Here is a 17,420-nt window from a genome sequence, read left to right as displayed (position 1 = left end):
CGAGCTGATAGCTGTGGGGCGTATGGTTGATTAAGAGGGGTTAAACGCTGTGATTTTGCTCAAAATTAAGCGTAATTTGCCAGTGATTGGCTTTTGTTTGGACTACGGGATAATCTGAGCAAGTGTATTGCCGAGTCTCGCCGTGCGGGTCGGTCCACAAAAAAGGCAGGTAGCCTTCATGCTCGTCTAGAAAATCAATAATCGGTTTGATGATTGTTCTGTAGTCTCCCTTTTTTGTGCCAGACCAGTTCTTTGTTTTATTGTTTATGCCCATCTTAAATTTTTGAGCGTAGCCATCACCGAACTGGTTTCTGCCAACACGGTGTGATGTTTGGGCGCTAGGGCCCATGTCAACGGACCATGTGAATGTTTTAAGCATATAACAAACCCCCAGGCTTACTCTCTTGCACCAAGACCTGCTTAATCTTCTCGACAAGCCCCGCGCCAAGCTGTTTGCCCAATTGCTGATTCGACTCAACTGTGCTCTGACCATTACTTTCGACTTTAACGCTCACATTGATATTAGTGTTGCCACTGTTGCGCTTGTAGGTTCCGTTGTGCATAGCTTCCAATTCAGGTCGATACGTACGAGTCACGCCAGCGTTTGCGACAAATTCTTCTCTGTGCACAAGTCCCGCGACTTCATTCACACGTCCAGCTCCGGTAAAGCCACCGCCGCGGTAGCCCGGCAAATCAAGAGTTAATGAGCTTGCTGCTGAGATAATTTTCCCGAATTCTGCAACAATTGTTGCAGCTCCAGCTAATTTGTCGGGTAAGCTTACGCCCTGAGCCATCATGTCACCCCAAGCCTCATACATATTCATGCCAGCGCTCGCCATTACAAATGACTGCTGTGCTGCAAACATAAAGCGATATGCGCTTGATTGTTCGCTAAATAACGTTCGAGTCATACCGACCATAGACGTTAGTGTGTCGCTAGCATACATCTGATTCAGCTCGATCATTTTGTCGTAATGACGTTTTTTTGCTATCTCAGCAAGTCTGTCATACTCATCTTGCTGCATCTGCTCTAGCTCTCGAGCTTGTCGCAGTTTCTCAAGTGAGTCGGCTAGCAATTTGTCATTCTGATCATAAGTCGTGCCTGGTGTTGCATAATCAAGCAACTCTGTACGGAGTTGTGCCGCGCTATTACGTACTTCTAGCTTTATTTCGCTAGCTAATTTTGCTTGTGTAAACGCTTCGTATGCATCTCTAGCGGCATTGACAGCACTGGTTAGATTCTGCATTTCCTCTTCTGTTGCGTTCGCCAATTTTCCAGACGCTTTGAGGTCGTACAGTAGCGCTTCGACAGGGCTGTCATTATCAAGCAATGCAGTTTGTCGATATAAATCATTTATCGTACCTTCCAAGTCTTTAGCTACAGAATCGATTGTCTGGTAGTGTAGTAATTGCAGCTTGTCAGCTTCTAAATATTTTAATCGCGTCTCAATTGCATTGTAATCAGCGGTTAGCCCAGCATTTTTTAGAGACTGGTATTTTTTAAGCTCGTCTTGTATTTCATACTGGATTGTGAGGCGCTCACGCTCAAGATCATTAGTAGCGCGCAACAATTCAATTTCTCTTCCAATCTCCTCGTCAGCATCTCTCATTTGATTATTGAATTGTTTTATATCTTTGGTTTTAGCGAGCGAGCGTAAAACTTGCTTCATTTGCTCATCAAACTTCGACATCTCGTTTGTTGCATCTGATAGATCGTAAGCCAGTTCGCTAAAAGTTGTCTGCGGGTCCAGCATGAAGATAGACTTTCTAAGCTCAGCTTCTGCGCTCAGGAAAGACCTATAAAGAGCTTGAGCTGCTTTTTCAGCATCCGTCAGACCTTTTTTGACATTTTTAAGACCTTTGTTCGCCTTGTCGGCCGCTTTCTTGGCAGATTCTCCAGCCTGTTCAGCAGCTACTCCAGTTTTATTTAACGCGTCTCTTGCAGCGTCTGCGTTTGTTTTAATGTCTTTTTGTCGAGCGATTGCGCTGTCAGTCAAGCTTCTAGCGGCAGTGATTTGAGTGTACGACTCTGTGTAACCAACATAGTTGGTGTCTTCATAAGCGTATCTTTGAGACTTATAAGCTGGCAACAAGTCAATAGGCGTATAACTACTATCCCCTCCAAAGAATCCTTGGACTGAACTAGCAGCCTTCTTGACTAAATTAATCCCGCTCAAGACAAAGTTAATCCTGCTGAAAGCAGAGTTAACCATTGCATCAAACACACTTAGAGCTAGATTTCCCATGCTTTTAAAAGCGTTCTTCACACTAATGACAAACTGGTTTAGATTTGTCCAGCTCATGCGAGCAAAAGCCACTACTGCAGATAGGATGTCATCAAAGACACTAGCAGCTACTTGCAACATGCCAACAAACCCGCCTTCAGTGCCGGCGAATAGAGTCGCAAAATAACCACCAGATGTTTCGGTTGCAGTCTGAGAGTCTCCCATAAGGCTGTTTAAAAAGTTGGTAGTGCTATCCCACAGCCAGCCAATGCCGTTGACTCCCACTGAGACCATGTCAGTAAATAAGATGCCAACAACGCTTAACGCATCGCCTAGACTATTCAGGGCACCTTGTAGGCCGTGTGTCTGCACGACAATTGCTGACAACGTCGCAGCTACTATCATAAGAGGATGCTTGGTGATAATACTGCCAACAGACTTAAGCGCGTTGCCCATACTCCTGGTTGCACTTGTCGCAAGCATGGTACTTGCTACAGCAACTTTTTTTGTTGCATTGCCCGCTGCTATCGCTCTATTGTGCATAGCAGCTGCCGCAGTTGATGCATTAAAGCCGCTAGCCAGCCCAGCCAATGAGCGAGTGTACGCCACGGTACTTGCGACAGCTTGCTTTGCTAATGCGATGTAATGCGTCTTAGTCATGCGCAGTAACATCATGTTTGTGTGCAATTTATTAATTGCTGCTATTTGACTCTGAGTGCTCATAGCATTTGTGACCGCGGCTTTTGCTGACGCTACTTGTGCGCCCACCAGCCCCGCTATTGACTTTGTTAGGCCTGAGCTTGCCACTGTGTTTGCTAGCCACACGCCACTGACCGCTATACCTGCCTTGGCTAGTGTTGCAAAGTTATCAGCGGCGACTAATACCATTTGACCCAGGTTCTGACCTATGGTTGTGTTCTGGTTAACTATGTCATCTACAAAAATTGCATACTGATCTTTAAACACCCCCACTGCTTGAGTGAGAGTTACTGTCACTTTAGACATCTTTTCGTCTAGAACGTCAGTTGCTGATGATATAGCGTTGTAAATTACATCTGAAGTCAACGCCCCATCGGCTGCTAATTTACGCAAAGCTCCTCTCGTTGTGTCTAACTCTTTTGCAAGCAAATCAAGCAAAACTGGCGCCTGCTCAGCAACTGAGTTAAATTCATCACCTCTTAGAACGCCTGATGCTAGAGCCTGACCAAGCTGAGTTAATGCAGCGGCTTGAGCCTGTGCTTCGCCACCACCGACGCGCATTGCTTTAGATAAATTATTCGTAAAATCAATAGTCTCTTGCTGTGATTTACCAAGCTCTTTTAATGCCCTACGTGAATCAGCATACAGTTCAACTGTTGCTCCATAAGATGCTGCGTTTTCGCGCGAGATATCTCGCAACTGGTGCATGACTGCAACATATTCTTCAGTGCTGTTAGTGCTAATCCGAATCTTACTAGCAAGATCCTGCATTTGATCAGCCGTACTTATGATAGATGATGCAAATGCAGCAACACCCACGCCAGCAATAGCGTTTTTCATATTAAGTAACGAGTTAAGTGATGCATCAATCTTCTTGCCACTTGCAACTGCTGCATCGGAGACGCTTTTTAGCTCTGCTTTGGTCTCGTTTGTTGCTTGCTTGATATCGCGGCGGTAATTAGCAGTATTAGCATGCAGTAAGATATCTAAGCGTGATAAGACTTTACCCAATGTTAATACTCCTTATTCCGGGCGTAAAAAAAGCCCTCGATTGAGGGCTTGGCTAAATAAAAATCATTTATTTTGGCAGTGGAGTAGTTCGATTTTATTTTTACTGGACATCTATGTTGACCACAGAGCCTGCTTTATCAAAGCTACATTTGCCGATATTTGCTATTTCTGCTCCAAAACCGTTTTGAGCATAAAATCTAAATTTCACGGTGTTCAGCTCTTTGCTTGCATCATAACCATGTTGAACTGTACTAATATCTATATCAAACGACCTTGGGTTTTTTAGGCTATTTTTAATCGTTATCTGGCAGTCCGCTAATCGTAAATTTTCTTCTCGTTTTACTCTCCGTTTGACATCATCATCTGTATATATGTCTTTACCTTCATTCACATCGTTTATATTTATGTAGAAGCGTCTGCCATTCTCGCAGTCGACGAAATAAACGGCTTTTTGCTGAGTAATACTTTCTTGCTCTGATAAATTAATCATAACAGGCTTGTCACACTGTCTTTTCTTATCTACTGCTCTAACAGCTGGTAACATGCTATCATTAATCCTTTCAATCCACTCTCCACCCCATGCTTCATATGCCTTTGGATATTCATCTTTTGTCATTCGATACACCACATCCTGATAGGGCTCTATATCTTCCTCTTTTTTACGGGTGGCAGTTGCATCTTTACTGTCTTCTTCGACTTCGATAGCTTCTTTATCTTGGACAATAGCTTCGGGGCTCTTCGACCCTTTTACTTGTGACTCGGTCCCCGCAGCAATGAGTATTCCACAGATGAATAAAACAAACCCTAAAAAAATATAAGCAATGGCATTAATGTTCTTTCCAACCATCCTATTAATTGAGGCCTGCACCTCTGGCAAAAAAACAGCAGCCGATATTATTAGCACAACAAATGCTTTAAAATTATTCACATTTGCTGCAAATATCATTGCTATAGCCATGAAGGCTACAAACGCTGCAATTAAGTAAAGTATGATATTTATAATTTTGCGCAACATTCAGCCTCCAAATATTAATATTAAAGGCTCAATCATAGTACGAAAAATCACAAATAACCAGCTGTCTATAGCATTACATACTGTCAAACATAGCAATCATTTGCTCTGTTTGAACTTGCAACTCAGCAATCCGTTTCTGCTTTTCAAGCTCTGCGCGCTGCTCGTCAGTCATTGGATTTGGGTTAACAGGTAAGAAGTCAGAAATGTTTTTATCATCGCCACCCCGTTTTTCATATAACAAATGCGCTGTCTGCAAATCTTGTCGAAACCCTCCAATCGGGTCAAATCTATCGTACGCCATCCACTCTGTCAGTTCTTGCGATGTCATCTCAGATGATAGCTGTGAGACTGTCATGCCAAGATGACCTGCAAGCTTGAATAAAAATCTACGACTAGGATGGCTTAGGAGTTTTTTTCTGCAGTATCTACTTGCTCAGGGGTGATGCCGTTGATTTCATTTGAGCGGTTGAACACTTTAATGACTGGACGGCTTGGCAATTGTTTAATTGCTTCGATGTCTTCAACATCAAACATCAGCTCGCCATCTGCGTTACAAACACTATGTACAAACACTGTGGCGCGTACAGCATTTTTATCAGTTTGGCTCTGCATCTGTTTTTCAAGAGCTTCGCGCTCGCCCGCTGTAAGCTCTTTGATGTAAACCTCACCCCCCATTTCTGGCAGTTCGATTTTCTCAACTTTTAAAGCGGCATTGCTGGCAAATGCCAGAATGGCGGCTTTATCTAAAACACCTTTAGTTTCGTTCTTTTTCATCTGTATTATCCTTATGCTAAACTCTGGTGATTATTCGGCTAAAACTTTTGTGGGGTCGCTGGTGATAGTGATTGTCCCAGTCATGCGGACTTTCTTTTTATTATCATCAGTGTTCGGAGTTAATTTACTGACCATGCCTTTGAACTGACGGCTCAATCCCGTCGCTTTGACGAGTTTATACTGCCAGTTCAGCTCTGTATTATCTTCATATGCACTTTGTATTAGCAGATGCTCTTCGTCAGTCGGATCAAGCACAAATTCAAACTCAATTTCGCTATCCTCAGTGAAATCAACAACTGCTTTGACTGTACGCTTATCATCAGTTGCCGTCACATCATCTAATGTTTTTTCGCTGGTCGGTGGCTCGCATTTTTGCAAATGCTTTACTTTTTTAAACTCTAACTCGGTGCTAGATACTAATAGCTGGTAAAAGCTATCTACTAAATTTTCTACTGCCATGGTGATTACTCCATTTCGTCTTCTGTTGGGGCGGTTTGCCAGAACTCATAATCGATCGACTCGCGATATAAATTACCCTCGCGAAGCGACTGTCTCGCGCTATAAATGCTTGGTTGTATGTTGTCATTAATTTTTTGCACTACTCGATTTGCGAGTAGTACAGCCTGGTATTTATCGTTGTGATATACGTCTATTTGCATGCGGACCCACTCATGCCCTGTCACACCATCCAGTGTTACTTCGGGCACCGTGCTTATATTCTGATAAACAATATACGGGATATTTTTGTCATCGTGCTCTGTTAGCATATCGGGGTAAAGCCGGCCATTAACCATGGGTGACAATAGAGTATTAATTCTCACTCCCGCTATCATTGATTACTCCAGATGCTTGTCTATATTTTGAGCCAGCTTTTTAGCAAAGCGGCTCACCATATTGTCTACGTTGTGATCAAAAGCAGGGCGCAAAAATGGCGCTGATCTCATTTTTGATGTGCCATGTTCAATAAGATGCCAATACCTAGGGTATTCTTTTTGTTTTGTGCCCTTACCAACATAAACACCCATCACCGCCCCTTGGGCGAACTCTCCTGTATGCTCAGACTTCGGCAGTCTGCGTTTGCGGATAGCTGACTCAAGCAGCCCAGGCTGAACTTCAACCTTACGACCGCCGGCGGTTGTCATTATGTGCGGTTCAGGTGCTACACTCGCTCGCGCTTTAGCCTCTTTAACAACTGGAGTTAAAGCAACGTTTAAAGCGCTATATAGAGACTTGCCAGCCAGCTCGTTATCTAGCAGTGCAAGCTTGGCGTCAAGTTCGTCGAGCCCTTTAATATCAACTGAACCCCAGTCACTAGCCATTGGCCACCTCTTTTAACATTAAAGTCATGTATTCGAGGCCACTGTTGGCATCTGGCAGAGGGTCGCCATCAATCTCATACATGCGGCCTCTATGGCCAACTCGCATTTTGCTATCCACATCATGCCGGTACCGTAAGGTACAACGTACTTTAGCCTCACTACTGGCCGCTTGAGCTGCCAACATATCTTTTACAGATAGTGGTTCAAACGCGGCGGATAGTGTCAGTACATGCTCCCATATTAATGCTCCGCCCCCACCCATAGGCGATGATTTTGTTTTGCTCTTATAAAGCTTAATGCGGTGTCTTAACTTGCCAGCATTCATTTAAACCCCCATGCGTCTATAGGGTTGCAGTAAGTGACGTACACCAAGTGGCACTTCCGTCATTACTGACTCAGATACTGCTTCACGATTGGCGTACCAATGAGCAACCAGCAATAGCATTGCCTGGTCAATACTTGCGTTGTCTACCAAGCCATCCGGGTCATCGCTTGGCACCGCATCAGGATAAATCGTGCGGTCTAAGTGGGCCTGCACATGATTACGAGCAGCTGCAATATAGTCATTGAGCAAGCCGTCCTCATAATAAACGTCTTGCTCGATACGGCATTGGAATTTGACTTGCTCAAGTGTGATCATGTTATTTACTCAGATTTATTATTTGCTTTAGGCGCCATCTTATTTCGAGCTTTTGGCGCTGCTCTCTCTTCAGTGCCTGAGCCCTTACTAAGGTAGATAAGACCAGCATCTATGAGCACTTTAGCATCTGTCTTGTTGTCAACCTCACGTTCTTCGCCTTCAAAATATTGGCGGTCACCATAGTGCTGCTTTAAGACTACGTATTTCATGATCTGACTCCTTTTATCAATGCAAAATTAACTAGCTAATTAACTTTGGATTAATAAAAAAGCGCTCACCACATATGGTGAACGCCTCTCAACTAACGTTGGTCTTGACTTTAAGCGGTTTTAGCAGTTAATGAACCGTAAACAAACGCTTCTGGACGATAAACCGCTAATGCTAAGCGCTCTTCGCAAAGAATTGTCACTAAGTTACGGATAAAGTCATCTTGGTTTTCTGTTGAAACAGCAACCGCTGCTTGCTGACGGTCAAACACCTGTGCAGCCAAGCTAAATGCGCCAGTCAAAAACTTACCAGCGCCCATTGCTTGCGTGCTAACTACTGGCAGACCCCATAGAGTTGGATTAGCTACACCTTGGGGCTGGCCGATGATATAGCGATTTTCGGCATCTTTAGTTAGCTCAATCTTCGCCCAATCAATTGGGTTTAACACATGGCCTGTTGCTGGATATTCAGCTAACACAGCTTGTAATTGTGCTAAGCGTAGTTGGTCAATGATGGTGTACTCAGCTAATGTGGCTGGGTCTGCAAACGCAGTAGCTTGAGGGATAATGCCATGCAAGTTACCGCCAGTATTATCACCATTTAACAACTGCTGCTCTTCTACTAACTTAAGACCGTACATCAGGCGACCACGGACATAAGATTCAAGCATTGGTGCGTCGTCTAGAATCTGACGTGATGCTTTAACCCAATGAGCCAAAGTCTTTACGCTCACTTGCTGCTCATCGAACTTAATGTCTGATTGCGCCTTCAAATCACCCTCTTTTACTTGAGGAGCCGCACTATTTGTAAATCCGGTCTCTCGCATATAGGTAATAGAGCTGCTGTTAGTAGTGCCTGAGGCCAATAGATCGCGCACAGTTAAACGGCGGTCAGGCGTGGCCACAATACCAGGTAAACGCTGTTCGGTTACTAGTGTGCCGGCTGAACCAGCTGCATCTGTAGTAGCACTCGTGATTGTCTCTTTGGTGTAGATCTTGGCAGACTTGCCCGCTGCTGGATTTTCAGCGAAATCACGGAAGCTATCAGACTCAAAAAGCTGCAGCCCAAATGACTTCTGTGCAACTTCACCATCGTTGCCTCGGCGAGCAAGCTTCTGCTCAGTATCATCTAAGCGAGTTTTCACCTCGTTCATCTGTGTCAAAGCTTCATCGACTTGGCTTTTTAAATCCTCCAAGCCTTTTTCGCCAGCCGACATTTTTCCCTTTAATTCTTCTCCCAAAGCTTTTACGCTGTCAACTGATTTTGCAAACTCAGTGGCGAGCTCTTTTGTTACGTCAGTCATAACGACTCCTGTGTATTTAGTTTCTTTAGTAAATCAAGCACTTCGCTTAATTCATCATTTTGCTGTTTAGCTTCTTCAGGCTCGCCCTGAATGAGTACGCGCAAGCCATGCCCAGCAATCGCCGTGGCTTGCGTTTTCGAAAAGCCTGCCTCGCGCAGGAACTTTTCAAATTCTGGTAAAGTGGGCAGTTCGCCCTTCATCAGTGTTGATTTCACATTGTCTATTCGACTATCTTCATTAGCGGGAAATGTAACTACACTCACCTCCTTCAAATCGATTGCCAGCAACTCCAGCACTTCACTGTCTTCGTTGTAGGACCATTTATTAACCTTGTAGCCAATTGACAAACCATCAATTGCACCATGTTTCATTAACGCATGGGCTTCTTTGGCTTTAGCAACATCATCTATTAATAGCCTTCCTTCTCCATATAGGCCATGATCGTCCTCATAAAGCTTGGTCCAAACGCCAATTACCTCGCCGCGGTTATGTTGCCATAAGATTGGTGGCATCTTTCCTTTGTCCGCCCATGCCTTGATAGTGTCTGCATAAGCACCTTTTTTAACGACATCACCATAACTATCTTCGACATCGAACACAGAACAATAGCCAGAAAAAAAGCCGTTATCTTCAACGGCTTTTACTTCGAAACTTACATCTTTAGTCTTAATTTTCATTATCTAGCCCCAGTTTATGAATGGGTGTTAAATTCAATTGCACAGTTAAATCATCAGCGCCTTCACGCTTTGGCAGGTCTTCAAGATCTCGAACCTCGTTACGAGACATGACGCCATTTTGCAACATCTGGCTATAAAAATTAGCGCGCCCTTGGCTATCTGACCTAAGCAGACCTTCTACACTGTATTTAGGCTTGTACTTAATGCGATCAGCAGGGGGTAGCAGCTTTCTTGCAATAGTCTGTTCGATTCGCACTAATACTGGTCGCAACGAATAAGTTAAAAAGCCCTGGTTCATTTGCTCTAGGCTTGAAGCCCAGCTGCTGGCTTTGTCAGTATGATAGATAAGCTGAGGCGGCACACCGAATGCTCTACAGATTTCTTCGATACCAAAATAACGTGATTCTAAAAGCTGGGCGTCCTGAGGGTTAATACGAATATTAGCAGCGCCAGCAGGCTCCATTCCTGCTTCTAGCACCATCCATTTTCCAGAGTTTTCTGGCTGGGCAAAGGTAGCTAGGTTTTCGCGCATTCGCTCCCGCTGCTCTTTCGACAGCACCTTTTCGCCAGACTTTAAAAAGCCTCCCACTTTTAAATTATTCTTAAATTCTTGAGCGGCTGCATTATTCGCATCTATTTGCATGCCCATTGTATTAGCTTGATACTTTATTGGCGATAAACCCACCAATCCATCTACTGTAAAGCCCTTAATATGCAAAACATCATCCTCGTAATAAGTTATTGTCTTGCCATTAGACTCATATTTATAAGTAATCTCGCCACTTTTTGAGCGTATTACCGTCATTTTCTCAGGATTTAATATCTCCAAGGAGACCACAGCTTTAGCTGCATTGCGGCTAATTAATGAGTATGCATTACCCCACAAGTCCAGGGAGGCAATCATAGCCTCCCAATACTCGCTGGCCACCATGTCGGCGTTGGGAGTGTCGTGTAAAATGCGGTATAGAGGATGGTCAGCAGCTATATGTTTATTGCTATCATAAATATGTAATGGCAAACTCGAGATAGTTTGTGAGCGCATTCTCACGCAAGCCCAGACTGTTGCAAGTTTCAAGGCTGTTTCGGCATTTACAGCATTACCTGATGCTGTTGATTCTCCAGTAAATGGTATCGACTCGCCGCCTTTATCAAGACGTGTAGCGCCCCCAAACATGGACCGCTTCAGGCGTGACCACCATGATTCGTCAGTTAAATTACTCATGCTATGACAGGGTCCATTAAATAATCATCAATATTGTTAGATTGATTGTGTAAAGTAGCTCGTGCCAGTGACATGATTAACGCCACCGGGCCATCGATTTTATTTTCAGCTCGCTCTTTGTTCGGATAGATGTTGTCTTTTTTATCCAGTGTCGCCACCACGTTGGACATCATCCAAGTCATCACAGGGCAGTTGCCGTGTGCTAAGCGCTGTGACAACACCAGTGCTTCAGCCTCTTTCATGGGTTCTGACATGTTTTGAACAGTGTGACGAATCTCTACCATCACTGCTCCCTCGTTTTCCATGTTCTGGGCCAACTGAGCTGCTTGCCATGGGTCGTATGCAATCTCTTGCACATTGTGTGTCTCCAGATCACAAGCTAAGTCATCCTCGATGGCGCTAAAATCAATAACCTCGCCATCCGTCACGGTAAGGAGTCCTAGCGCGTCATATTCTTTATAACGCTCGCTATTCACCTCACCCTCTTCCATCAAGCGGGCTTCTGGAATGTAGTACTTACCGTGGACATGGTAATAAGGGTCGTCATCCGTTGGCGGAAACACCATCACTTTGGCGACAATATCAATCTTGGTTGCTAAATCCAGACCGATATAGCACGGTCTGCCTTGTAGCTCCTCAAGTGATTTACGCTCTGGCGCCATTTGCCACTTAGACATATTCATCCAAGCAGATTTGGCGCCCACAAACTCGTTGACGTGCTTGGTTCTGAACGTGTTTTGCTTGTGGGCTGACTGCATTGCATCGCGGCATCTTGCTCTTAAAAACTCACCGCTTACTGATATGTCGTAATTCGGGTTTGCTTTACGCAGTGCTAGCTCACTAGACCACTCATCTTCCTCGTCTTTTGTGTAGATCATGGCCCACATGTCGGGCATGTCTAACGCACCATCGAGCATCTTTTGTGCGTCACGTACTAACGTGTAGCAAGGTCCGCCAATATTTGCTCCTGCAGTGGTAATAACTACCATCATTGGTTGGTCACGGGCGCCCATACCGGTTTCCATCGTGTCGTACAGGTCCGAATCTTTATGCTCGTGGTATTCATCAACCAAAGCACATGATGGACTCGAACCATCGCCAGGCTTACCAATAACCGGCTCAAAGCGACTACCATCGGACGGTACGTTCATGTTTGATGCATTTGACTCAATACCAAAGCGTGCTTTTAATGCCGGCGTACGGTCAACCATCTGCTTGGCCGGCCTAAAAACCTCCCAAGCCTGCTTCTCTGTTGTGGCGCCTGAGTAGACTTCAGCCCCGAACTCGTTATCGGCCACGAACATATATAGGCCAATACCTGCAGCAATCACTGATTTACCATTTTTACGAGGCACAAAAACAAGTAAGCGCCGGAACCGGCGCGTTTTTGTTTTCTTAATTATCCAGCCAAATGGTATGCAAATACTAAATAACTGCCATGGTTCAAGCGTTATTGGCAGACGTTCTCTAGCCCACTTGCCCTTCGTATGTGGTAGCAACTGGATAAACTTAGCTACTCGCTCAGCTCTCTCAGGGTCAAACCTGTATAGGAAGTCCTTACTTCTGCTTAGTTTTTTTTCGTCTAAATGACGTTTACATGCAAGCTTAATCCATTTGCATGCAATGATTTTTCCCGCAACCACGTCGCGAGCGTACTTTTCAGCTTTTGCGACATTAGGATATTTACGGGACATTTCATCGTTAACTCTATCTAGTTATTTGTTATTTAAAAGTCATCAAAGGGGTTTCCTTTGTCTTCGCTCTTTTTGGGTCCAACTAATCTTTGACGAGAACTTGGATCAAGTCCAAGCAATGCGCCGAACTCACGCATTTGTTTTTTGGCCTCGTTAATTACAGTGACAGCTGGGTTCTTAATTGTGGATCTTTCCGTTTCTATGACAACACCAAATTGCTTAACGTGATCTTCCGCATCTCGCCACATTGCGTATGCTGTGCAAAAAGCTTCAACATTATGCAGGTCCGGTACGGTTAAGACTTTGGCGGCTAACAATTCAGGCATTACTGTTTGCCACATTTCTACTGCCAAGTCTGGCAGCCATTCTGGTGGCTCGACATCTGTTATCTCAGTGAAGTCCGGCTCAGCATCATTGAGCTTACGCTTGCCCGGATTACCTGCCAGCTTCTTTAGAGCCGTTGGCTTGGGCTTACGTCCTCTCATAAATAAATCCTATTTTTCGGGGCAACCTAAACTTTTAATTTCGCGGTCGTAAAAATCTGTGTGGGGGGTCGGTCATTTCGGCAAGCCCTCTGAGCTTTTCACCCGCCCTCCCCCTGACTCAGTCATATTCATAGCAGCGCACTACCTCTAAATGTCTTTTTTTGACGCTACTAGGCCTACTTGTATCTTCATGTATTCTTTCTATAAGCACACTGTCTGGCTCTCTAAGCTGTACAACTTGCTTGGGCTTCAATTTGTCGACCCACCATCTTCTTTGCTCTACCGTAGAGCCTGTTAAAACTATCGTACAAGGTTCGCCGCTGACTGCTAACTCCAGCATAATTTGATTTCGCTTATTAATACCTAGCAACCTTTCTTCTTCGGTCTTGATGTATTTAGGTTTGCCTGTCATCTTCTGAACAATCAAGTCCAGGTCTACAATAAATGCATTGGGTGTATTCTTGACTGCCCATGTTGTTTTACCCGATGCAGGCGGTCCGAAAACGATGACCGATTGAGGGATAGGCTTCAAGTACTCAGGCATAAAGTAACCGATCTTGTTTTCAGTCGCCGTCTTGCGTCTGTGACACGGCTTGCACAGCGATTGGAGATTGTCTGGTGTATCTGTACCGCCTTGTGATTTAGGCACTATGTGATCAACGTCAGTGGCTGGTACAAGCCTGCCCGCGTCTCGACAAGATACGCAAAGATAATCATCACGCTGCAGTATCTGCGTGCGAAGTTTGCGCCATACGTGTCCGTAACCACGCTCGGTTGTATTGCCGTGTCGTTGTTGATGTCTAGCCCAATTGCTGCGTCTGTCTTTGTGATCATCACAATAACCTTTGTCTTTGCGTGTTGTTAAGTTTGGACAGCGTGGTGCTCGGCATGGTGTAGCCAACACAAACTCCAGATATAAAAAAGCCCACGCTGTTGCCAACGTGGGAGAGGTAAAAGAGCGTGATATCCTCATTGGCTCGCTCCTCAGATATGAGGAACGTAGAAGCTATAAGGTTATAAACAGCATTCAGCCAGATGATGCTATTAAATTACAGGCACAAAAAAAGCGACTGATAATTAAATCAATCGCTTTTAATAACGCCTTACTTACACGTAAGACCACTTTATATAAATACTACCTTATCTGTCAGAGAGGTTCAAGTATTCTTTATTTTACGCCCTCTTGTTTTTTAGTTCTTCAACCAATTTATTCGCCAAATCTGGTATGTCATTAGCAAACTTAATTGACTGCTTATAGTCAAATTCATCAAAATCAGAATCTAAATAATAGTCCGCTTTATGTCGTTTAGAAATGAAGTTTTGTATTTTTAAGTATAACTGCTGCGCATTCTTGCTTCCTGTGGTCATATATACGTCTTCAAAAGCCAAAACAACTCTTTTATGATGTCCCGTATTACCAAACCTACCTTCATTGCTAAGGTCATAACTGAAGTGGTTATTTAAAACTTCTAATAGATGATGGTAGGTAGCGTAATACTTTCTGTTTACACAAGCTCTCTGAGTGCCCTCGCTATCTATAGAGTTTAAATCAGGGAATAAGCTATCAATAGTTTTATGTAGATCAGATATACTCACCCCCATTCGACAAACTCCTTATAACTAGAGGCCTCAGACTCTAAATCCTCTTTTTCTTCTCCTGGTCTAAAGTTATACACCACTTTTTTCAACTCATCAAATGGGCACTCTAAGCTTAAAATAGAATCAAAATATTGCTCATTCAAATCAATACAATCGTCAACAGTCACATTAAATAATGTTTCATCTATGATTAGTATTTTACCGACTTCGTTGACCTGCATGCTTAGTTTTAACTTGCTATCTCCTAGGTATTTATTGTTTTTAACAACTGTGGCCATCTCCATTATAGATCGGTATGTGGCGATTGTGACACCTACTTTTTCTAGCACCTCATGAGCCTTAACTATATCTTCTAAATAAATATTGCCTATATTTAATAGAACTTGTGCTTTTTCATCTACTGGCTTAAAAAGATTCATGGCTTTTTTCAACCTAGTTTGATTTAACGTAACGGATGTATTAACTAACATCTGATGAAACGCATACCAATCATAATTATCTTTCTGAAGTATTGATAAGCATAGTTTCTCTGCTTCATCGAACCTACCGGCTGAAGAGTACATCGTAGCCAAGTTGCCTAACACAGAATCATCAAGCTTACTTGCATTTGCAACCTTCTTCACCGCATCATTAAGATTACCCTGAGCGCGGCTAACCCAACCCTCAATCATATAACTATCGACTGGATTGGATTTGCGCAATGCTTCTGCATCTCTAAGCCAGAGCTTTAGTCTAAAATTATTTGGACTAAGCAAACCCAAATAAGAGTTCATAAAGCTCTGCACTTCAATGCTTTTAGTTTGAGGTTGTATGCTCATAGTGTCTATTTTTAACTAGATATAGGTTCAACTATACTATCATGGCTGTGCTATGTAGTAAATGCAACCTTATAGTCCTAATCTATGCCTATACTCTTGGACAGCATGTTCCACGTCTAGTGCCAGCCTTTGGGTATCATCAAGCATATAGTCTTGGTACTTCTTCCACACTTGCCGATAAGTGTTAGCTGGCACATTGATCCCACTGAACAGTAGCTGCCCCTCAAGCGAGTACAAATCCCACAGATTATACAACTCGAAATGCAATGTCATGCGAGATATGAGATAAGCCAATTCCTCACGGCTGTGACTGCAACCCTTTGGTGCTTGCCTATCGTCTGCATCACAGCGCTTTAGCATCTCGTTAGTCAAATAACGTACAACTTCGTCAAAGTCATCTGACCAATTCCAATGCTCGTTACTCCCCCACAGCAATAAGCTTGCCAGCGCTTTGGTTGGACCATGTTTTATTAGAGCGATAGCCGCACTCCTATCCTCCCAATTAACTTGCGGCACCTCACCGCCTTGGCCAATATCAAACTTAACAGTCTTAGCATGCATGCCATGCTGAAGCCAATCACCGCAGGCCAACTGCAACCGAGGACTGGTACCAAATCTATTTAGCAACACCTTGTTCAAGCGACTCCCCTTTATCTTTAAGATTTAAATACGTCTGGATTGTCTCGATGGCTTCATCTACGCCTTTGGCTACCACCGCTAGATACCCCTCGTCATTGAGCATCTGTATGCGCTCTTTTTGAATCTTTGTTAGGTAGCTTCTCTTGTCTCGTTTAAGCTCAACTCTGAGCCCGTGATAACCACCCTTAGCAATATCAAGTATTAAGTCTGGATAACCCGCCTTAACCCCCATACGTTTGAATTTAGCAGCCTCTAAAGAATGACGGCTGCCCCCATTGGGGGAATGATGCAGATAATCAAACAAGGGACGTGATTTGTATGTTTGCCGTCTTGACCAATTGAGCACGACTTGTTGCACTTGGTCTTCTGTTAACCCCCTAGCTTTACGCATCTTTCACCTCTCGAATAACTTGATCATAGGCTTGGCGCGTTAACTCTTCGCTTGATAAGTCTGAGTAAGTGACTTTCACTTTGTTAACCCCTAGCCATTCCGACTTCTTGACTACCTTGCCGGTACCGATGTGTTTTTTCATGTCGTTTCTCTCCGCTTCCCTAACATTCTTGCTCTTAGCTTTTCCCAGTCTTGAGCTACCGGGCTATCGTCATCGAGCTTGGTTTTCTTTGGTGCCTCAATGCGTCTAGCTTCTGGTATGGTAAATTCAGCACCATTCTGGTGTTCTGCGATAACTCCTGAATAAACTTGCTCAAAATACTTGATGAATCCGTTTGTAGCTTGAGCTAACACTCCCCATCCAATGCGATTTGCTGTCTCTAAAATTACTGGATGTTGCCAGTCTCGGTTTACCTCGCCTCTCATGCCACAGTTACGACAAGCGATTTCAAATGCTGTCTGGGTGTTTGGGTATTCGCTTACTTCACCTTCCCTGCATAATTCAATAAACGTGTAGGCTCTTTCAGGTGGGTACTTTTGACGCTTGATTGACAGGTAAGCACCTTTGGCAAATTGCTCTTTGTTGATACCTGCCTCAAGCAACTCTAAACCCCATTCTTTGGCTGTCTGTGCTGTGTATCTGTGCTGTTTGTAATCCACCAATCCATCGTATTCTTTCTTAAATTCTGCAAACAATTTCAT

23 protein-coding genes are annotated in these 17,420 nt (G+C 43.9%); all 23 read right to left on the bottom strand.

The genetic code is table 11. The features are described from left to right. Positions 1 to 40 precede the first annotated feature (40 nt). A complete protein-coding gene (locus B3S92_RS01080) occupies positions 41 to 379 on the bottom strand; it encodes a phage tail protein (protein WP_296201969.1) in 339 nt (112 codons plus the stop codon). Then, positions 372 to 3,764 carry a tape measure protein gene (locus B3S92_RS01075; RefSeq protein WP_296202126.1) on the bottom strand — a complete coding sequence of 1,131 codons (3,393 nt, stop codon included), beginning with the start codon at positions 3,762 to 3,764 and terminating at the stop codon, positions 372 to 374. The genes B3S92_RS01080 and B3S92_RS01075 overlap by 8 nt, the downstream gene beginning before the upstream one ends. Positions 3,765 to 4,035: 271 nt before the next feature. Continuing rightward, complete coding sequence (locus tag B3S92_RS01070) at positions 4,036 to 4,950, bottom strand: hypothetical protein (protein ID WP_296201968.1); 915 nt, start codon at positions 4,948 to 4,950, stop codon at positions 4,036 to 4,038. Positions 4,951 to 5,023: 73 nt separating this feature from the next. After that, positions 5,024 to 5,305 (bottom strand): phage tail assembly protein T, encoded by a 282-nt coding sequence (locus B3S92_RS01065; protein WP_296201966.1) that lies wholly within the window; start codon positions 5,303 to 5,305, stop codon positions 5,024 to 5,026. A gap of 47 nt (positions 5,306 to 5,352) precedes the next feature. Next, entirely contained in the window at positions 5,353 to 5,724 is a 372-nt protein-coding gene (locus tag B3S92_RS01060) for a phage tail assembly chaperone family protein, TAC (RefSeq protein WP_296201965.1), read from the bottom strand. Positions 5,725 to 5,754: 30 nt separating this feature from the next. Then, the gene (locus B3S92_RS01055; RefSeq protein WP_296201964.1) at positions 5,755 to 6,183 is read right to left on the bottom strand and encodes a hypothetical protein; all 429 of its coding nucleotides are present in this window, start codon (positions 6,181 to 6,183) and stop codon (positions 5,755 to 5,757) included. Positions 6,184 to 6,188: 5 nt separating this feature from the next. Beyond that, positions 6,189 to 6,518, bottom strand: a complete 330-nt coding sequence (gene gp17, locus B3S92_RS01050; RefSeq protein ID WP_296202125.1) for a tail completion protein gp17 — start codon at positions 6,516 to 6,518, stop codon at positions 6,189 to 6,191. A 42-nt stretch (positions 6,519 to 6,560) separates the two neighbouring features. After that, complete coding sequence (locus B3S92_RS01045) at positions 6,561 to 7,043, bottom strand: HK97-gp10 family putative phage morphogenesis protein (protein ID WP_296201963.1); 483 nt, start codon at positions 7,041 to 7,043, stop codon at positions 6,561 to 6,563. Further along, positions 7,036 to 7,368: a phage head closure protein gene (locus B3S92_RS01040; RefSeq protein ID WP_296201962.1), complete on the bottom strand. Its 333-nt coding sequence runs from the start codon at positions 7,366 to 7,368 to the stop codon at positions 7,036 to 7,038. The genes B3S92_RS01045 and B3S92_RS01040 overlap by 8 nt, the downstream gene beginning before the upstream one ends. Beyond that, on the bottom strand, positions 7,369 to 7,683 hold the full coding sequence (locus B3S92_RS01035) for a head-tail connector protein (protein ID WP_296201961.1): 315 nt from the start codon (positions 7,681 to 7,683) through the stop codon (positions 7,369 to 7,371). Positions 7,684 to 7,688: 5 nt separating this feature from the next. Next, positions 7,689 to 7,892: a hypothetical protein gene (locus B3S92_RS01030; protein WP_296201960.1), complete on the bottom strand. Its 204-nt coding sequence runs from the start codon at positions 7,890 to 7,892 to the stop codon at positions 7,689 to 7,691. A 110-nt stretch (positions 7,893 to 8,002) separates the two neighbouring features. Beyond that, a complete protein-coding gene (locus B3S92_RS01025; RefSeq protein ID WP_296201959.1) occupies positions 8,003 to 9,193 on the bottom strand; it encodes a phage major capsid protein in 1,191 nt (396 codons plus the stop codon). Further along, entirely contained in the window at positions 9,190 to 9,864 is a 675-nt protein-coding gene (locus B3S92_RS01020) for an HK97 family phage prohead protease (RefSeq protein WP_414706974.1), read from the bottom strand. The genes B3S92_RS01025 and B3S92_RS01020 overlap by 4 nt, the downstream gene beginning before the upstream one ends. Beyond that, the gene (locus B3S92_RS01015; protein WP_296201957.1) at positions 9,860 to 11,092 is read right to left on the bottom strand and encodes a phage portal protein; all 1,233 of its coding nucleotides are present in this window, start codon (positions 11,090 to 11,092) and stop codon (positions 9,860 to 9,862) included. Before B3S92_RS01015 ends, B3S92_RS01020 begins: the two co-directional genes overlap by 5 nt. Then, complete coding sequence (locus tag B3S92_RS01010; protein WP_296201955.1) at positions 11,089 to 12,786, bottom strand: terminase large subunit; 1,698 nt, start codon at positions 12,784 to 12,786, stop codon at positions 11,089 to 11,091. The genes B3S92_RS01015 and B3S92_RS01010 overlap by 4 nt, the downstream gene beginning before the upstream one ends. A gap of 32 nt (positions 12,787 to 12,818) precedes the next feature. Next, the gene (locus B3S92_RS01005) at positions 12,819 to 13,271 is read right to left on the bottom strand and encodes a phage terminase small subunit P27 family (RefSeq protein ID WP_296201954.1); all 453 of its coding nucleotides are present in this window, start codon (positions 13,269 to 13,271) and stop codon (positions 12,819 to 12,821) included. A 118-nt stretch (positions 13,272 to 13,389) separates the two neighbouring features. Further along, entirely contained in the window at positions 13,390 to 14,172 is a 783-nt protein-coding gene (locus tag B3S92_RS01000; protein WP_296201952.1) for an HNH endonuclease, read from the bottom strand. Positions 14,173 to 14,444: 272 nt separating this feature from the next. Further along, positions 14,445 to 14,867, bottom strand: a complete 423-nt coding sequence (locus B3S92_RS00995) for a hypothetical protein (protein WP_296201949.1) — start codon at positions 14,865 to 14,867, stop codon at positions 14,445 to 14,447. Continuing rightward, positions 14,864 to 15,688 carry a tetratricopeptide repeat protein gene (locus B3S92_RS00990; protein WP_077448568.1) on the bottom strand — a complete coding sequence of 275 codons (825 nt, stop codon included), beginning with the start codon at positions 15,686 to 15,688 and terminating at the stop codon, positions 14,864 to 14,866. Before B3S92_RS00990 ends, B3S92_RS00995 begins: the two co-directional genes overlap by 4 nt. Before the next feature lie 69 nt (positions 15,689 to 15,757). Continuing rightward, positions 15,758 to 16,327 carry a hypothetical protein gene (locus B3S92_RS00985; RefSeq protein WP_296201947.1) on the bottom strand — a complete coding sequence of 190 codons (570 nt, stop codon included), beginning with the start codon at positions 16,325 to 16,327 and terminating at the stop codon, positions 15,758 to 15,760. After that, complete coding sequence (locus tag B3S92_RS00980) at positions 16,305 to 16,718, bottom strand: VRR-NUC domain-containing protein (protein WP_296201945.1); 414 nt, start codon at positions 16,716 to 16,718, stop codon at positions 16,305 to 16,307. The genes B3S92_RS00985 and B3S92_RS00980 overlap by 23 nt, the downstream gene beginning before the upstream one ends. Beyond that, on the bottom strand, positions 16,711 to 16,860 hold the full coding sequence (locus B3S92_RS00975; protein WP_296201944.1) for a hypothetical protein: 150 nt from the start codon (positions 16,858 to 16,860) through the stop codon (positions 16,711 to 16,713). The genes B3S92_RS00980 and B3S92_RS00975 overlap by 8 nt, the downstream gene beginning before the upstream one ends. Further along, on the bottom strand, positions 16,857 to 17,420 hold the full coding sequence (locus B3S92_RS00970; protein ID WP_296201943.1) for a hypothetical protein: 564 nt from the start codon (positions 17,418 to 17,420) through the stop codon (positions 16,857 to 16,859). Before B3S92_RS00970 ends, B3S92_RS00975 begins: the two co-directional genes overlap by 4 nt.

The organism is Psychrobacter sp. UBA3962 (genome assembly GCF_002385225.1).
Taxonomy (GTDB): Bacteria; Pseudomonadota; Gammaproteobacteria; order Pseudomonadales; family Moraxellaceae; genus Psychrobacter.
This window is presented reverse-complemented; position numbering and strand designations above follow the sequence as displayed.

Excerpts from the sequence above, each read along its gene's own strand:
- B3S92_RS01030 (WP_296201960.1), bottom strand. The coding sequence starts at position 7,892 with ATGAAATACGTAGTCTTAAAGCAGCACTATGGTGACCGCCAATATTTT.
- B3S92_RS01015 (WP_296201957.1), bottom strand. The coding sequence starts at position 11,092 with ATGAGTAATTTAACTGACGAATCATGGTGGTCACGCCTGAAGCGGTCC.
- B3S92_RS01055 (WP_296201964.1), bottom strand. The coding sequence starts at position 6,183 with ATGGCAGTAGAAAATTTAGTAGATAGCTTTTACCAGCTATTAGTATCT.
- B3S92_RS00990 (WP_077448568.1), bottom strand. The coding sequence starts at position 15,688 with ATGAGCATACAACCTCAAACTAAAAGCATTGAAGTGCAGAGCTTTATG.
- B3S92_RS01040 (WP_296201962.1), bottom strand. The coding sequence starts at position 7,368 with ATGAATGCTGGCAAGTTAAGACACCGCATTAAGCTTTATAAGAGCAAA.
- B3S92_RS01025 (WP_296201959.1), bottom strand. The coding sequence starts at position 9,193 with ATGACTGACGTAACAAAAGAGCTCGCCACTGAGTTTGCAAAATCAGTT.
- B3S92_RS01070 (WP_296201968.1), bottom strand. The coding sequence starts at position 4,950 with ATGTTGCGCAAAATTATAAATATCATACTTTACTTAATTGCAGCGTTT.
- B3S92_RS00980 (WP_296201945.1), bottom strand. The coding sequence starts at position 16,718 with ATGCGTAAAGCTAGGGGGTTAACAGAAGACCAAGTGCAACAAGTCGTG.
- B3S92_RS01045 (WP_296201963.1), bottom strand. The coding sequence starts at position 7,043 with ATGGCTAGTGACTGGGGTTCAGTTGATATTAAAGGGCTCGACGAACTT.
- B3S92_RS01065 (WP_296201966.1), bottom strand. The coding sequence starts at position 5,305 with ATGACAGTCTCACAGCTATCATCTGAGATGACATCGCAAGAACTGACA.
- gp17 (WP_296202125.1), bottom strand. The coding sequence starts at position 6,518 with ATGGTTAATGGCCGGCTTTACCCCGATATGCTAACAGAGCACGATGAC.
- B3S92_RS01080 (WP_296201969.1), bottom strand. The coding sequence starts at position 379 with ATGCTTAAAACATTCACATGGTCCGTTGACATGGGCCCTAGCGCCCAA.
- B3S92_RS00970 (WP_296201943.1), bottom strand. The coding sequence starts at position 17,420 with ATGAAATTGTTTGCAGAATTTAAGAAAGAATACGATGGATTGGTGGAT.
- B3S92_RS01005 (WP_296201954.1), bottom strand. The coding sequence starts at position 13,271 with ATGAGAGGACGTAAGCCCAAGCCAACGGCTCTAAAGAAGCTGGCAGGT.
- B3S92_RS01075 (WP_296202126.1), bottom strand. The coding sequence starts at position 3,764 with ATGAAAAACGCTATTGCTGGCGTGGGTGTTGCTGCATTTGCATCATCT.
- B3S92_RS01060 (WP_296201965.1), bottom strand. The coding sequence starts at position 5,724 with ATGAAAAAGAACGAAACTAAAGGTGTTTTAGATAAAGCCGCCATTCTG.
- B3S92_RS01010 (WP_296201955.1), bottom strand. The coding sequence starts at position 12,786 with ATGTCCCGTAAATATCCTAATGTCGCAAAAGCTGAAAAGTACGCTCGC.
- B3S92_RS01035 (WP_296201961.1), bottom strand. The coding sequence starts at position 7,683 with ATGATCACACTTGAGCAAGTCAAATTCCAATGCCGTATCGAGCAAGAC.
- B3S92_RS00975 (WP_296201944.1), bottom strand. The coding sequence starts at position 16,860 with ATGAAAAAACACATCGGTACCGGCAAGGTAGTCAAGAAGTCGGAATGG.